Genomic DNA, 16946 nt, shown 5'->3' with positions numbered 1-16946 from the left:
GGAGGTTTTTTTTATTAGGTTTTGGCTAAAGCCGATGGATTTTTAATCTATTCATTAACGGGCTAAAGCCCGCTCCTATTGAATTAATTTGATTGTATTTATCGAAAATAGTGATCTTTTCACAATAATTAAAACTACTCACTTAGCTTGTCATTCCGTAGAATCTAAATACTGATTTTTAAAAGCTTCATAGAGAATTCTACGAAATGATAAAGGCGGTAAAGGAAATCCTGTAAGTAAAATGAATCTAATACGATAAATAATTACAGATGAAACGTTCTCGGGTCCGGATACTGAAATACATAATCCAACTCTGAAATTAATTTTGAAGACAACACCTTCTTCCCTTTCACCTCAAACTCTTCATCGTCAATGATATCCTTCTGAGCATTAATCACCTGGCTCTTTGCCGGATGAAGCGGAGCCGTTACATTGTATAACCTGGATTCAGTTTTTCTTTCAATCATTTCTGAGATGATCCTGCTTATATCAGCATAATGAATATGATTCACTGCATGGTCCAGATTGCTTACATTATATTTTTTCAGAAGTCTGTCATCTCCCATCAAACCGCCAAGCCTCAGAATGTTAAGCTGTGGATATTTACTTCTCAGCATCCGCTCTCCCGATACTTTTTCCAGAGGAACATCTTCTTCTGTAAATTCTTTGGCAAGATCCGGATAAACGCCTGTGGAACTCATAAGAAACATTTGTCCTTTAAAATCTCCGATAAAGGCTGATAAATTCTGAATTCTGTTATATAAAGAACTTACACAACAGCTTTTTTCAGAAACAGGAATGGTAATAATAAGTGCATCGGCATCCTGAATGTCTTTCCACTGAGAAACAGGTTCAGACAGCTGATAGTCCGGAAAAGTAGCTGTTATGGCATTAATTCCTCTTTTATTCAGCTCATGTGCTTTACTCTCCGTGGTAGTGGTAGCCGATAGGGTATATCTTTCGGATAAGAAAGGCGCCATTCTCTCCCCCAGCCAGCCATAGCCTATAATTCCAATTTTCTTCATATTTCGAAAGTGATTTTCTTTTAATGATACAAAAATACTCTATTTGCCGGCGTATTTCAATTTAACATCAATAAAAGAAAATAAAAAAGAACCTCCGTCCGGAAGTTCTTCACACCCTATCAGCCATCATAAAAAACCGATTACTTAAAATTCATTGATCATCACATAAAAATGTCCGGAGTAAAGGCTGCTCGCATTTCCAGAAATGTTGGTAAGATTGATGGTGATGCTTGATGCAGAGGTAAGCCTTGGATTTGAGATAGAAAATGAAGAATTTCCTGCAAAATCTCCTGCCGGAGAAACCACCACAACAGCTTTTGTAGAACCCGGCTGATAACCATTCGGAACCGGGATGTCAACGGTTGTGGATTTTCCCGAAGGTAAATTATTGATGGATATTCCAGGCCATGTTTCGAAACTGATCTGATTTTTCTGCACACTGCCTTTTTCACCCAATTTAAACTGCCCGCTTACATCCAGCTTCGCAGCGATCGTTGGAGTACTTGTTCCAATGCCTACATTTGCGTTATTATCTCCCAAAACAATGGCATTAGCCTGTGAAGTGACCGCTCCGTAGCCTATTGCTGTTGAGTATTGCCCCAATGCATTAGCGCCGGAACCTAATGCTGTTGAATTCTGACTGTTGGTTACTGCATTATATCCTAAAGCGGTTTCGCTGTTTGTATTCGTTTTTGCGTTATATCCCAATGCAATGGACTGAAATCCGTCTGCTGAGGAATTGTTTCCCACCGCCACAGATTCATTACTACCGGTCTGAGCATGGAACCCTATTGCGGTAGATCTGAATCCGGCTGCGGCAGTTTTGTTCCCTAATGCCAATGCTTCATTTCCGGAGACCGTTGTTGCACTACCGATAGCAATTCCCATGAATGCTGAGTTGGCACTTCCAATGGCAATCCCGTTTTGTCCCGCATTAGATCCTGTTCCAAAGCTTACGGAGTTATCAACACCCAGTCTTCCGGCAGTTAAGGAATTAACCTTAAAGATCAGGTCATCGTACGTTTTTGTTCCTAAAGCAAGCGTTGTACTGGCTCCGCCATAATTTCCAACATTGGTACCTGTAAGATTCCAGTTGGCTCCATCCTCTATTTTTGTGGGAGTTCCTCCATTGGCTAAAATTTTATTCCATTTTGATTCAAACCAATAATAAAAACCTATTTCTACCAATGAAGAAGATCCATTGTTCCATACGATAAGTCCGTCAGCTGGTGAAGGTACTGTAATGTTATCCGTTGTAGAGGTCAAAGCAACGCTTGGAAGAAGAACCCCTTTATGAGCGGCATTGACGTGCAGCATTGCTGAAGGTGAAGGGCTAGGAGTTCCTATCCCTACTTGAGCATATAAACACCTACTGAAGAAAAACAGAAGTAAAAAGTATCGAAATTTATCTTTTTTTTGCATTGCGTTCATTTTTTGAAGCTGCAAATATACAAATTTTTAACAAACCACCCATTTCTTTGAAAAAATCATAATTAAATACACCTTGCAGTGATTAAAATAAAACCTAATCACAAAACATTGAAAAATGTTTAACTATCAATATGTTATTAACTTAAGCATGGACTGATGTTTGGGGCGATCTCCTATTTTTTGCTTAATTTTTCGTATTGCCTGATTAACAGTAAACATCACTATATTTTGAATAAAAAACAACTATTCTTCTTCGGTGAAACAGTTTTTTACAGCAAGAATTTTGAATTTAAATATTTCATTTTTTATGATATAACTAAAAATATTTTCCTTAATTATCCAACTCTCACTGATCATTAGCAGGCTTGATTTTGAAAATTATAACAAAATATTATGAAAAGTTTAACAGGCCAACCTGATTTTAGGAATAGTTATTGTTTAAGTACAGTTACCAAATTAAAATTTATAGTATTATGAACAATTCAGAGTATAACAAAGCGGAAAATGCAGTTAATAATGTAGAAAATTCTTTACAGAATGCAACGGATAAAACCAAATGGAAAATCAATGAACTCGCAGATAAAGCCAAAGATTATATCAACGAGAAAAGGAATAATGATGAGGAGGCCAGCCAGGAAGACTGGTTAGACAGGGTAAAAGCTAATGTATCCGATGCCTGGGAAGATATTAAAGATAAGGCAGATGAAGCATGGGAAAAAACCAAAGATGCGGCAGAAGATGTAAAAGCAGAATGGAATAAGAAAACCAATTAGTATTTCAGTCATATAAATATTTTCAGTAAAATGGAGTCTTAAATTGATAAGGCTCCATTTTTTATTATGCCATAAGCACAATTATTGTTACATTTGTAGTATAATAAACATTAAAAAATTATGTCATACGGTTTACTTAAAGGCAAAAAGGGAATTATTTTTGGAGCCCTTAATGAACAATCTATCGCATGGAAAGTTGCTGAAAGATGCCATGAGGAAGGTGCTGAATTCATTTTATCTAATGCTCCTATTGCTTTGAGAATGGGAGAGCTTAATGGGTTAGCAGAAAAAACGGGATCTGAAGTAATAGGTGCTGATGCTACTTCTATAGAAGATCTTGAAAAACTTTTTGATGCCGCTGTTGCAAAATTTGGAAAAATCGACTTTATCCTTCACTCTATCGGGATGTCTATCAACGTAAGAAAAGGAAAACATTATACGGAAATGAATTATGACTGGTTGGAGAAAGGCTGGGATATTTCCGCTGTTTCTTTCCATAAAGTAATGCGTGTAGCCTGGGAAAAAGACTGTATGAATGAGTGGGGAAGCATTCTGGCCCTTACTTATATTGCTGCTCAGAGAACATTCCCGGATTATAATGATATGTCTGACAATAAAGCGTATCTTGAAAGTATCGCAAGAACTTTCGGGAACTATTGGGGAGAAAGAAAAGTACGTGTAAATACAGTTTCTCAGTCGCCTACCATGACTACCGCAGGTAGCGGTGTGAAAGGCTTCGGAGGATTCCTAGGATATGCGGAAGATATGTCTCCACTAGGGAATGCTACTGCTCTTGAATGTGCTGACTACTGTGTAACACTATTCTCTGATCTTACCAAAAAAGTAACGATGCAGAATCTTTTCCATGATGGAGGTTTCAGCAGTTCAGGCGTTACTCAGAGAGTAATCAGTAAATATGATGCTGAATAATTAGCACAAAACTTATTTTTTCAATACAATAAAGGAGCAATCCTATTCAATACAAGCAATGCATATCTGTGCATTGCTTTTTTTATGAAAATAAATCAATACTTTTCAATCATTACAAATACTTATTTCAATAGTTAATAAAACAAACGTTAAATACTTACAAATAATTCAAATATCCATAAATTAGTACTACCAAACGATCTGTTTTATGGAAAAAAAATTAAAATCTTGTGCAGCGATAGTACTTATTGCTGCATCCTCATTTTTCAATGCCTCCAATGCTCAGACTTGCCCAAGCTGGGGTCCGTATCTTGAAGGTTTTGATATGGCCAACTCCGGTGAACTCTGGTATTCTGAAGTAATGGCAGACAATACCTGCAAAAAGGTAAATACCTACTACTCTACCCTGAACTTTTCTTTGGGTCCCCGGGGCGGATATGCGGGAATTCAGTACAAACAGAATGAAATCTACAACAACATTTTTTCAATGTGGGATCTGCAGGATACCAATGTACCGCAGTGTACTACAGAATACACTGCTCCCAATACTTTTGTGGATGGTTTCGGAGGAGAAGGAACGGGCCTTCACACGGATAATCCCATGCCATGGACACCCGGCATCTGGTATGCTACTGTGGTACGAAGATGGGCTACCGGTGACGGAAAAACCAGAATAGGATTTTTTATGTTTGATTACGGTACCGGAAAATGGAAACATTATGTCACGATTGTCACCCCTGAAAATGATGCCAAATTCACAGGAACCAAATTGGGAGGTTTTGTAGAAAACTGGAATTCGGCAGCCAGCAAAGCAACCCGCTGCGGATATTTCAGAAATTTCTGGAGCATGAATGCACAGGGGAACTGGTCTAAACCTTCACGATATACCGCTTCTGCCGGAACAGGATCATGGGGCGCAGAAACGGCTTTCAACAATACAGCAATAAAAGTGACTTCCTGTGGAACAGCTCCGGCACCTGCTGGCAGTTCGGTAACTTTTAACGGAATCACTCAGGATGGTATAAAACCTGCGACAGCTACTCCTATTACCGTTACCACGGTTACTCCATCTTATAACTCCTCTGCTAATTCGGTCAATGTAAGCTGGGCAAGCTCAGAAACCACAAGCCCACAGTTTTCTTATAAGGTTTCATTATATACGGAAGCCAGCTGGGCAAATTCTTATACTCCCGTAGCAGTGGTTGCAGGTATCCGCCCAGATCAGCGAAGTGTTCAGGTACCGCTTCCTTCGAATTCTCAGCCCGGGAAATACTATGTGAGCGTGGTTTTGGAAGACATTTTTAAACAAACGTCAAATTTCGGGTATAATAACCTTACGATCAACTCCATTATAACATCACCTACCATTGATCCGAATGCTTATTACCGAATAAAATGCGTAGGAAGCAGTCTATACATCAGCCCCGCCAATTACAGTACTTCTGCCAATACCAAAATGGTTCAATATCCTTTTAGCAGTAATGTTGCCCAACAATGGAAACTGGAAAAAACAGGAAATAATTACATCATTACGAACCGTGCTTCTGGTCTGGCAATTGATGTTCCTGCATCCAATATAAGCAATGGTACTACGCTGGTACAGTATCCTAAACATGGTGGAAATAATCAACAGTGGGTACTGAGACCTTATACTTCAAGTGCTTTTGTCATTGGAACCGCATTATCGAATATGAAAGCTATGGATAATCCTGGCAATTCACAAACTTCAGGTACGAATATCAATATATGGGATCAGGATATAAACGGAACAGCTGGTGCCAATCATCAATGGGTGCTTGAGCAGGTAACATCATCCAAAATATCAGCGAAACAGGAAGCAACTTCTACAGCCTATCCCAATCCTGTAAAACAGGGGGAAAACTTAACCATAAGTCTTCCTGAAAACGGAAGCCTTTATGAATTAACCATCATCAACGCTGAAGGATTAACGATAAAATCTCAACAGTCCGAAACAGGTAAAGCAATACTCTCAACTTCAGGAATGAGAACAGGAATCTATTTTTATAATGCTCAAAACAGCAAGGGAACGGTTTCCGGGAAGTTTTCTATACAATAAATAACTTTTAATAACGATGCTTTCAATGCGAATCGGCGGCCTCTTCGAGGCCGCCGATTCTGTCAAAAATAATATTAATATGATATTATAAAATTACGGTCTGTATAGAGTGTGCCGGAGCATTCAGTTTGGCCGCCATTCCTTCAATCCAAAGGTTGGTTTCAATATCATTGTCTGAATCGTTCATGATAACGGTTACCAGCTGGCCATTTTCATTCATAAATGCTGAGGAGGTAAGGGCTGCTCTGTTGGAAGAACTTCCGATTCTCTGCGCATTCGGTTTAATATATTTTGAAACATGTCCTATATAGTAATATTCATAGGTGTAGAATACCTCTCCTGTCTTTGTATCTGCTATAATGGGTGCAAAGCAGAAGTTTCCTTTGTGATTAGGCCCTCCGGTTTCATCAAGCAGGATATTCCAGTCTGTCCATAGGGCATTTCCCTTGTTAAAGTCATTCAGCATATTTTTGCTGTAGAGTTCACCAAGGCTTACGTCATAGATTTTGTCCATATTAAACTGTTCTTTACATCCTTCGGTGAACGCAAGAAATTTATCCGGAAAAGCTCTGTGAGTTTCTGCTAAATTATCAAACAGCTGGGTTTTGTTGTTCCATGTTTCATACCAGTGGTATCCGATACCGCTGGCGTATTTTGAGGTTTCCGGATCGCTTAATGTAGTGGTTGCTCTCTGATAGATCAGATCTCTGTTATGATCCCAGATCATTACTTTTTTATCTTTATATCCGTTTTTCCAGAGGGTTGGCCCAAGATTCTTTTTGAGGAATTCTCCCTCTTCTTCAGCAGTGTAGATGCATGATTCCCAGCTTTGGGTAGCCATTGGCTCATTCTGAACGGTTAATCCCCAGATATTGATACCTCTTTTTTCATATTCTTTAATGAATTTGATATAATAATCTGCCCAGGTTTGGTAATACTGATTTTCCAGTCTGCCTCCCTTGTATAAGCTTTGATTTGATTTCATCCATGCCGGCGGACTCCAGGGTGAGAAATAGAATGTAAAATTATTTCCAATCGCTTTCTGGGCTTCTTTAATCATTGGAATCTTATACTTCTCGTCGTGCGCAACATTGAATGTCTTCAGGGAAGTATCGTTATCTTCTACATACGTATAAGAATCGCTGGAAAAGTCACAGGAATTCATATTGGTACGGACAACGGTATATCCCAATCCGTTTTTTCCGAAATAGGCATCCAGAATTTCCTTCTGCTTGTTCTTTGGCATTTTATAAAAGGTTTCTGCCGAGGCATCTGTAATAGCACCTCCGATACCAATTAACTTTTGATATTTAAAATTCGGAGCTACAAAAATACAGGCATCTGTTTCTTTAGGCTGCCCGAACTGTTGAAAAGTAACGGCTCCTTTATCCACCATTTTCTCATTCGCTTTCGAATTGGTAAGGACTACTTTAGCTGTTTTTCCTGCATTTTTTTTCCAATAATTCTGAGCATTGACGTTGATGGCAATACCTACTACAAAACAACTTACAATTAGTTTTCTCATGATTTTTTTTCTGTTTTTTGGACCTGTTGTCCCCTTTTCATTATTTATTTTTATAGACTCTTACATAATCTATGTAATATTTCTGTGGAAAAACTGTATCATCAATACCTTCTTTTCCGCCCCAAAAACCTCCTATGGCAAGATTTAAAAGAATAAAGTAAGGTCTGTCAAAAGGCCATGCTTCATTATTTTTTTCTTTATTCAGATAGGTGAAAAATTTTTGGTTATCTATATAAACGTCTATCTTTTCCGGCGTCCAGTCAGCTTTGTAGACATGGAATTTTTCGCTTGCATCTTTTACAAACAGGGTATCCGTTTTCTGGGTACCCTGAATATGATTGTATTTTTTGGTATGAACAGAAGCATGGATATATCCCTGGTTGAACCCAACATGTTCCATAATATCCAGTTCGCCATCATCCGGCCATTTCTTCATATTTTCGCTCATCATCCATATGGCAGGCCAGGTTCCGCGGCCCTTGGGAAGTTTTGCCCTTACTTCAATGGTTCCGTACTGAAAAGAAAATTTTCCTTTGGTTAACAGTCTGGCAGAGGTATATTTACTTCCTTCCCAGTTTTCTTTTCTGGCTTCAATGATGAGATTCCCTTTTTCCATTCTGGCATTTTCAAGCCTGTTTTTGGTATAAAACTGAGCTTCTTCATTTCCAAAGCCGCTTCCTCCAGTATCATAATTCCATTTGAGTGAATCCGGAAGTCCTTTTCCATTAAATTCATCGTTCCAAATCAAAGTTCTGCCAGAATCCGGTTTGTTTGAGGCACAGTTAAGTACAGAAAATAAGAAAATTCCTGCTGCACTTATCGTGATGATATTCCTGAATTTGATTTTCATGTCTATTAAAGTTTTGGCTAAAGCCCATTGCTATTGAATTTATTTTGTCCAGTTAATTCTTTTGGTCTGAACATTTTGGGAATTGGTTCCGACCATAATGTCGAATTCTCCGCTTTCCCAGTCAAAATTCAAATCCTCATCAAAGAATTTCAGATCTTCCGGAGTAAGCTTAAAGTCTACTTTTTTACTTTCTCCTTTTTTAATGAATATTTTCTGGAAACCTTTCAGTTCTTTTACAGGTCGTACAACTTTTCCAAAAAGGTCTCTGATGTAAAGCTGTACCACTTCTTCCCCATCATATTTTCCGGTATTCGAAACAGTAATACTAACATTAAGGGTTTGATTTCCAGTAAGGCTTGCCGCGCTTAAAACCATATCAGAATATTTAAAATCTGTATAGCTTAAGCCATAACCAAACGGATATTTCGGATCATTATCAAGATCTATATAGGCTGAAACATAATTTCTGTCTGAATTATTTTTTGCGGGTCTTCCTGTATTATAATGATTGTAGTAGACAGGAATCTGACCTTCTGTTCTCGGAAAGCTCATTGGAAGTTTACCTCCCGGATTTACGGTACCGAAAAGAACGTCTGCAATAGAATTTCCGGCTTCTGTTCCCAGCCACCATGTGTACATTATTGCAGGAATATGGTCCGAAGCCCAGTTGAAAATTAAAGGTCTTCCGGCATTGATCATCAGAATGATAGGCTTACCCGTCTTGGCAACTTCTTTCAGTAGATCTTCCTGAACGCCTGTAAATCCGATATTACTTCTGCTTTTTGCTTCTCCGCTCATCGCATGGCCTTCTCCCAGTGTCATGATAACAACATCCGCTTTTTTTGCGGTTTCTACAGCTTCGGCAAACTGGCTTTTATCCTGATCATCTACATTGCAGCCTTTGGCATATAATAAAGTGGAGTTTTTATCCAGCTGATTTTTGATTCCGTCAAATTGTGAAACGATTCTTTGATTGTCGTCTTTGAACGCAATAGACCAGAAACCGTGATTAGCCACTGTTTCTTTACCGAAAGGCCCGATCAGAGCAACGGTTTTCACCGTTTTTGAAAGAGGAAGAATATTTCCCTGATTTTTAAGAAGAACAATACTTTTTGAACCGAAAGCTCTTCCGAATTTTCTGTTTTCCTGATTATCGGTCTGTTCTTTCTGCCTTTTCTCATTGCTGAACCTGTAAGGATCATCAAAAAGCCCCATTTCGAATTTCCTGGTTAAAATTCTTCCTGCCGCATCATCAATCAGTTTAGGGTTTACTTTTCCTTCTTTAACCAGCTTTGGAAGTTCCGCCATATAGACACGGCTTTCCATGTCCATATCACTTCCCCCCTGTACGGCCCTTTCTGCGGCTTCATTGGCATCTTTGGCATAACCATGAGGAATCATTTCCCCGATACTGCCCCAGTCTGAAACCACAAAGCCTTTGTAATTCCATTTTCCTTTTAATAGTTTCCTTTGAATATATTGGTTCGCAGTTGCGGGAACGCCGTTAATGTCATTAAAAGAATTCATAAAAGTAGCTACTCCAGCTTCTGCTGCAGCTTTGAATGGGGGAAGATAGGTTTCATTCAGCTGTCTTAGACTCATATCCACGGAATTGTAATCTCTTCCGCCCACTGCTGCTCCATATGCCGCAAAGTGTTTGGCACAGGCCATTACTGCATCAAGACTTCCTAAACCTCTTCCCTGAAATCCTTTGATTCTTGCCAGTCCGATTTTTGTTCCCAGATAAGTATCTTCTCCGGAACCTTCCATTACTCTTCCCCATCTCGGATCTCTGGCAATATCCACCATTGGAGCGAACGTCCAGTGAATGCCGTACGCGGCGGCTTCCGTAGCAGCTATTCTTTCAGATTTTTCAATCATTTCAAGATCCCAGCTTGCTGCCTGTCCCAGATTCACGGGAAATGTGGTACGATACCCGTGGATTACATCCTGTCCAAACAATAGAGGAATTTTCAGTCTTGACTGCATGGCCAGCTTCTGAAAAGCTCTTGTTTCTTCGGAGCCAGCCACATTCAGCATAGAACCAACTTTTCCTTTTTTAATTTCGTCTAAAACTGCCGCTGAATTAGAGTGCTGCGGTCCTGTGGCGTATTCAAATCCGCTATATTGAACCATTTGCCCTACTTTCTCTTCCAGAGTCATTTTAGACAGCAATTCGGCAACTTTCTGATCAATTGTCTTTTGTCCGTAAGCATTCAGTCCAAATGCGGAAAATGCAAGTAAGAAATAAACTCTTTTCATAGTATCAAATTAAAAAATATAAGTTGCCGTAGAACGTCCCGAAATTGTTACAGCAGCGGTTTTGCCGGCAAATTTAATATTAAAATTTTCATCTTCTTTATTGTTGTTCTGAACAATTAGAACTATTTTCCCAAACTGAGTCTTAAACGCCGCCGTAGAAAGCTTATCTGTTTGTGTGGAGGCAATACGCTGTGACCCTGCAGGAATAAATTTTGAAGCGTGTGCAATAATATAGTAGCCCACATTTCTGGTAAAGTTTTCCCTATCGGAAACAGTAATGGCACCTTTACACTCTGTACATCCACCAGCTGTATGCGGACCAAATTCCGGGTCATTGGCAAGGTTCCATTCTAAAGCGATCCTGCTCCAGTTTCTCATGGAACCGATAATGATATTTTTCGTATGCCAGTTCAGGTCTTCTGCGAAAGTACCTTTTGAGCCGGTCCATTGTTCAGTAAAGTATAAATTCTTGTCCGGAAAAGCATCATGTACAGTACTTAATGCAGAGATATCACCTTCATACAAATGAAAAGCAGATCCGTCTATATATTTGTTGGCATCTGAATCTTTTAAGATGTCGATGGCATATTCAGGTTTGTTGCAGTTGTGATCGTATACAACAATTTTAGTCTTTATTCCGTTGGCTTTAAAAACCGGACCAAGGTGATTTTTAATAAAATCTCCCTGCTGCCCGGACGGCATATACAGACTCGGATTGTTTCCCGGATGCAGAGGTTCATTTTGAGGAGTTACCGCATCAATGGTAATTCCTTCGTTCTTCATTCCCTGAATATATTTCACGAAATATTGGGCGTACGTTCCGTAAAATTCAGGTTTCAGACTTCCTCCTTTAGATTTTCCGTTATCTTTCATCCAAACCGGAGCGGACCATGGCGCTGCGATGATTTTAATTTTTGGATTGATTGCTAAAATCTCTTTCAGCATTGCTATTAACGCTTTATCTTTTGCGAGACTGAATTTTGAAAGGGAAGCATCAGTCTGGCCTTCAGGAAGATCATCATAAGAGAAAACTTCGCCATCAAGATCGGAAGCCCCTATGCTTACTCTTAAATAACTGATAGAGATTGAATTTTTATCATTACCGAAAAGTTCGTTAAGCAGTGCTTTTCTTTTGGAAGGCGACAGCCGGTTGATGACCTCAACACTTCCTCCTGTTAATGTATATCCAAAGCCATCAATATATTGAAACTTTTGAGCATCATCAATTTCAATATTCTGAAAGCTGTTGGCATTATTTACAAATTTAACGGAAGTCTGCTGCTGCAGCTTTACACTTTCATCGCCTTTTGTAAGCCAGTACTGTACTTCGTTTCCTTTATGTGAAGCAACTGATGTGCATGATAAAGGAAAAAGTGCCACACCACTAAGTAGTGCGGCACCTCTAAAGAAACTATATAAGTTGTGAAACTTCATATTTTAGTATCCAGGATTTTGCTTTAAAACAGTATTTGTTAATTCATTGAATGGAATCGGCAGAATTTCATTCTTACCTGTTTTGAATCCTCTTGCTCCCAATTTTGCTGGAGCATCACCCCATCTTACAAGATCAAACCATCGGTGTCCTTCTCCTGCAAGCTCCCTTCTTCTTTCATCTTTAATGGCCTGTAAAGAAACAGGAACGGATGCTAATCCTACCCTTGCTCTTACTGCATCTAATAAAGCCTGGGCTCTTGCTCCTGCTCCTCCTAAGGCTTCTGCTTCCATCAAATAAGTATCTGCTAATCTTATGGCAATATAATTCTGACGGAAATTAAGCTCTGTTGGCCCTGGAAGATTAGATTTATCAGCATTTCTAGGCAGGTATTTATTTAAGAAATATCCGGTGTCTTTATACCCGGGCGAATAAGTAATCTTTCCCTCATCTTTAAATTTTTTACCATTAAATATAGTAGCATCCAAACGGGGATCTCCCTGCATAAAATTAAATAAATCATCTGTAACCGGGTTAAATCCCCAACTTGCATAAAGATCAGGTGCATCATTATTAGGCACGTTGGCAACACGTCCATAAGATTTAATCCCTAACATTACATTAACGGAATTTCCTTCGTCTTTTCCTGAACCCCAAAACGGCCAGTCTGCATTACTTACGTTGGTATGCATTACCTCAAGCACTGCTTCTGTTGTAAATTTGTTATCAACTTTCCATAAGTCTGCAAAATTGCTGACTAATTTGTATCCATACTGGCTTGTTTGTCCTGGCGTGCCATTCACCATTTCGAACTGGGCAGCTGCTTCAGTATTCTTTTTATCATACAGATAGATTTTACCCAAAATAGCGTGGGCTGTCCCCTGCGTTATTCTTCCTTTTTCACTTGCTCCGGAAGGAACCATCATAAGATCCGGTAAAGCTGAAACGATATCAGCTTCTATCTGCGCATATACCTTTGCAGGATCTTCCTGAGGAATATTATAAAAATCATCGGTAGCCAATACAGGTTTCAAGATCATAGGAATATTTCTGAACATTCTTAATAGTTCAAAATAATATAATGATCTCAAGACTTTAGCTTCTGCGATAAATCTTTTTCTTGTCTGATCATTCATATTGGCACTAGGAATTCTATCCAATAAAAGATTAGCCTTAGCAATTCCCTGATAATAATCTTTCCAATAACTTGCAGGCATAATAATAGGGTTAATTGAATAATTGGAAAACCCCTGAATTCCTGCACCGTCTGAAGAGTTTCCCCCTCCTGAGTAGAAATCATCAGAAGCTCCGTTGAAGAAGGTTACCATATTTTCAAATCCTCCGGAATATTTTCTCAGCATATCATAGGTCGCTACAAGACCACTAAATGCCTGTTCTTCATTTTTAAAATAGTTGCCTGAATCAAAGGTACCCGTATTTTTTACATCTTCAAGGTTTCCTTTATCACAGGATACTGCTCCAAAACTTATACCTGTTAACAATAAAACAGATATACTTTTATAAATTAATCTTCTATTTTTCATTTTTTTGTCGTTAAAATTGAACATTAGCTCCGAAAAGGAAGGTTCTCGCCTGTGGATAGAAAGCTCTGTCTATACCATAGGTATCAGTACCCGCAATTTCAGGATCATAGCCTGTATATTTTGTAAAAGTCACCAGATTTTCTGCCGTCACATAAAATCTTATTTTTGAAGCTCCAATGGTTTTTGCAGCATCTTTAGATAATGTATATCCTACCTGAACTAATTTTAAGCGTAGATAGTCTCCCTTTTGAAGATAGTAGTCTGACATTCTTGTATAGTTCTGGTTATCATCGTTTCTGGTAACTCTTGCAATGGTATTGGATGTTCCTTCTCCTGTCCAGCGATCTAAAATTGCGGTCTGGTAGTTAGCCTCCTGAATATCAAGCCTTCTCAGCCCCTGGAAAATTTTATTTCCGGCCTGTCCTTGAGCAAAAATCATCAGATCCAGATTTTTATAATTCATATTGATAGTTAAACCGAATGTATATTTCGGTACAGAATTACCTAGATTTACGAAATCCTTCTCATCAATCACACCATCTCCGTTTGCATCAAGTCTTTTAAAATCGCCAGGTTTTGCATTAGGCTGAATTAAGGCTCCATTAGCATTTTTGTAGGCATCAATTTCAGCCTGGTTTTGAAATACTCCAAGATTTTTATATCCATAGAAAGAACCATATGATTCTCCAACCTGTAGTCTGGAAACAGTTCCTAAGGTTTGGAAACTGGCAAAGTTTACATAAGGTCTGTTATCTTCAAGTCTTGTAATTTCATTTTTCAAATAGGCAAAATTACCATTTGCAGAAAATCCGAAGTCTCCCCAGTTCTTTTTATATCCTAAGCTTACCTCAACCCCATCATTGTTCATATCGCCAATATTTCTAAATGGGTTATTGATTAAACCTAAATAGCCTGGAAGCTCAACTCTTCTTAAGATATCCGTACTCTTTTTTCTGTAGACATCAACACTAAGATCAAAATTTCTGAAAATCTTAATGTCTGTTGCAATATTAAGCTGTGAAGTTCTTTCCCATTTTAAGTTAGGGTTTTCAAGGGTACTTGGTGCATAACCAACCCGGATTATATTATCTCCAAATGTATAGTTGCTTCCGGCAACCAGGAAGTTAGCAAACTGGAAATCATCTATCGCATCATTACCCAGTACTCCGTATCCTCCTCTCAATTTAAAACTGGTAATTACTTTATTTTCCGGCCAAAAATTTTCGTTAGAAACATTCCACCCTAGTGACATTGCCGGGAAATTCCCCCAGTGGTTATTACCTCCGAATTTTGAAGACCCATCTCTACGGATAGTCCCTGTGAAAAGGTATTTATTATCATAATCATAAACTACTCTTGCAAAATAAGAAGCTTTGTGGGTCTGTTTTCCGTCCCAGGCATTACCTGTTTTATTTTCCTGAGCAATATCAAAATTGAAAGACGCATCTTCCCAATTATTGACAGGAAGATTTGTAAATCTTATATTTTGTCCTGAAGAGATATTATACTCATAATAGCCCTGTCCTAATAGAACATTTAAACTATGTAATCCAAACTTATTTTGATAGGTTAATGTATTTTCAGTACTCCATTCAAACTTTTTATCGGTCTGTCTGAATAAATTATTGATATCATTTTTATTAGCAGTACTCAAATAATTGGTGGGCGTAAATACCTGCTCGCCCCAATAGGAAAGTTTTCCATTTGCACTTGACTTAAAAGTGATGTGCTTATTCAGTTTGAGCTCAGCAAATACATTGGCAATAATATCATCAGACCACTTATATCCTCCTAGTTTAGTTTGTCTGAAAGCCAGCGGATTGCTCATTTCCTTACTAACATATTGAGAAATTCCATATGGATTTCCATTAGGATCTCTTACATAGTTTGGATTATTAACATAGTCACTGAAATTGGGTTCGTTATTAATTCCATTAGTTACAATAACAGGTGTTAGTGGATCCAGATTTATTGCAGAACTTAAAGGTCCTCCAAATTCTCCATTATCTGTAACACCCTGAGATCTTGTATGGGTATATGCGAATGTTTGCCCTATTGTCAAAAAGTCAAATACTTTATGTGTTGAATTTAATCTGGCATTGACTCTCTTATAGTTTGAAATATCCCTTAAAACAATACCTTGCTGATCGTAATAGCCAAAGGATGAATAAAAGGTAGATTTGTCGTTTCCTCCATTAATACTGAATTCATGAGATTGACGCTGTGCGCTGTTGAAGATCTGTTTTTGCCAGTCTGTTCCTGTTCCATATGAAGAGGGATCTCCTAGCACCGGTTTCAAACCGTCATTGAGGTATGCCTCATTCATAATAGTTGCGTATTGTGAACCATTTAGCAGATCCAGCTTTTTAGAAACTGTTCCAACGCCGAAAAAACCATTATAAGACAGTCCCAGTTTTCCTTTGGTACCTTTCTTAGTCGTGATTAAAATAACTCCTTTTGCTGCAGAGACACCATAAATAGCCGCAGAAGCACCATCTTTCAAGACTTCAATGTTTTCAACATCAGATTGGTTTAACCACCCTATATTATCCACTACAATTCCATCTACTACCCATAAAGGATCATTACTTCCGGCCCCAAAACTGGTAATACCACGAACACGAACTGTAGCGGCAGTTCCTGGCTGACCAGAATTTGATACGACCGAAATTCCGGCTGCCCTTCCTTGAAGTATCTGTTCCGGTCTGCCCGCCGTAGGAGCATTCTCTATGTCGCTGGCTTTAATACTTGCAATAGCTCCTGTCACATTACTCTTTTTCTGAGTACCGTAACCGATGACTACCACTTCATCTATTTTGTTTTCTTTAGCAATGGTGTCCTTCGCCTTGGTGGTCTGGGCACTGAAGTTGGCCGTAAAATAGAGGACGGCAACCACTCCTACGCTTCTTGTTATTCTTACATTCATATACAGTTATTGTTTAATTCTCAAATTGAGACAATAAAAATATATTTTTTTTTAATTAATTAACATTCTATTCATAAATATTTTAATTTTTCTTTTATTTTTCAGGGTTAGAAGCCCTATCTTAGCATCAATATTTCATAAATTATCATAAAAAATCAATAAAGTTATCTC

Annotated in this window: 11 protein-coding genes; 3 read left to right on the top strand and 8 right to left on the bottom strand. The window is 38.5% G+C overall.

Annotated features, from left to right (window positions below; genetic code table 11):
* Positions 1-263: 263 nt before the first annotated feature.
* On the bottom strand, positions 264-1025 hold the full coding sequence (locus BLW74_RS07455; RefSeq protein ID WP_089691130.1) for a Rossmann-fold NAD(P)-binding domain-containing protein: 762 nt from the start codon (positions 1023-1025) through the stop codon (positions 264-266).
* Between the two features lie 144 nt (positions 1026-1169).
* A complete protein-coding gene (locus BLW74_RS07450; RefSeq protein WP_167358396.1) occupies positions 1170-2447 on the bottom strand; it encodes a hypothetical protein in 1278 nt (425 codons plus the stop codon).
* Positions 2448-2929: 482 nt separating this feature from the next.
* Here BLW74_RS07450 and BLW74_RS07445 point away from each other — a divergent pair, with 482 nt between their 5' ends.
* From BLW74_RS07445 to BLW74_RS07435, 3 genes are all read left to right on the top strand, one after another.
* Positions 2930-3229: a DUF883 domain-containing protein gene (locus BLW74_RS07445; RefSeq protein WP_089691126.1), complete on the top strand. Its 300-nt coding sequence runs from the start codon at positions 2930-2932 to the stop codon at positions 3227-3229.
* A 120-nt stretch (positions 3230-3349) separates the two neighbouring features.
* Complete coding sequence (locus BLW74_RS07440; protein WP_062670284.1) at positions 3350-4159, top strand: enoyl-ACP reductase FabI; 810 nt, start codon at positions 3350-3352, stop codon at positions 4157-4159.
* Between the two features lie 208 nt (positions 4160-4367).
* A complete protein-coding gene (locus BLW74_RS07435) occupies positions 4368-6236 on the top strand; it encodes a DUF3472 domain-containing protein (RefSeq protein WP_089691124.1) in 1869 nt (622 codons plus the stop codon).
* Positions 6237-6321: 85 nt separating this feature from the next.
* Here BLW74_RS07435 and BLW74_RS07430 read toward each other — a convergent pair whose 3' ends face one another.
* The 6 genes from BLW74_RS07430 to BLW74_RS07405 are packed head-to-tail and all read right to left on the bottom strand — an operon-like array spanning position 6322 to position 16775.
* On the bottom strand, positions 6322-7761 hold the full coding sequence (locus BLW74_RS07430; RefSeq protein WP_089691122.1) for a glycoside hydrolase family 30 protein: 1440 nt from the start codon (positions 7759-7761) through the stop codon (positions 6322-6324).
* A gap of 40 nt (positions 7762-7801) precedes the next feature.
* Complete coding sequence (locus BLW74_RS07425; protein WP_089691121.1) at positions 7802-8611, bottom strand: glycoside hydrolase family 16 protein; 810 nt, start codon at positions 8609-8611, stop codon at positions 7802-7804.
* 39 nt (positions 8612-8650) lie between these two features.
* A complete protein-coding gene (gene bglX, locus BLW74_RS07420; RefSeq protein WP_089691119.1) occupies positions 8651-10873 on the bottom strand; it encodes a beta-glucosidase BglX in 2223 nt (740 codons plus the stop codon).
* Positions 10874-10882: 9 nt separating this feature from the next.
* A complete protein-coding gene (locus tag BLW74_RS07415; RefSeq protein ID WP_089691118.1) occupies positions 10883-12307 on the bottom strand; it encodes a glycoside hydrolase family 30 protein in 1425 nt (474 codons plus the stop codon).
* 3 nt (positions 12308-12310) lie between these two features.
* Positions 12311-13849, bottom strand: coding sequence for a RagB/SusD family nutrient uptake outer membrane protein (locus tag BLW74_RS07410; RefSeq protein WP_089692577.1), 1539 nt, complete (start codon positions 13847-13849; stop codon positions 12311-12313).
* Between the two features lie 10 nt (positions 13850-13859).
* Positions 13860-16775, bottom strand: a complete 2916-nt coding sequence (locus BLW74_RS07405) for a SusC/RagA family TonB-linked outer membrane protein (RefSeq protein WP_089691116.1) — start codon at positions 16773-16775, stop codon at positions 13860-13862.
* Between the last annotated feature and the right edge of the window lie 171 nt (positions 16776-16946).

Origin of the sequence: Chryseobacterium culicis, from assembly GCF_900108365.1 — a bacterium.
Classification (GTDB): domain Bacteria; phylum Bacteroidota; class Bacteroidia; order Flavobacteriales; family Weeksellaceae; genus Chryseobacterium; species Chryseobacterium culicis.
Note: the sequence above shows the minus strand (reverse complement) of the source record. Positions and strands in the feature narration are given on the sequence as shown.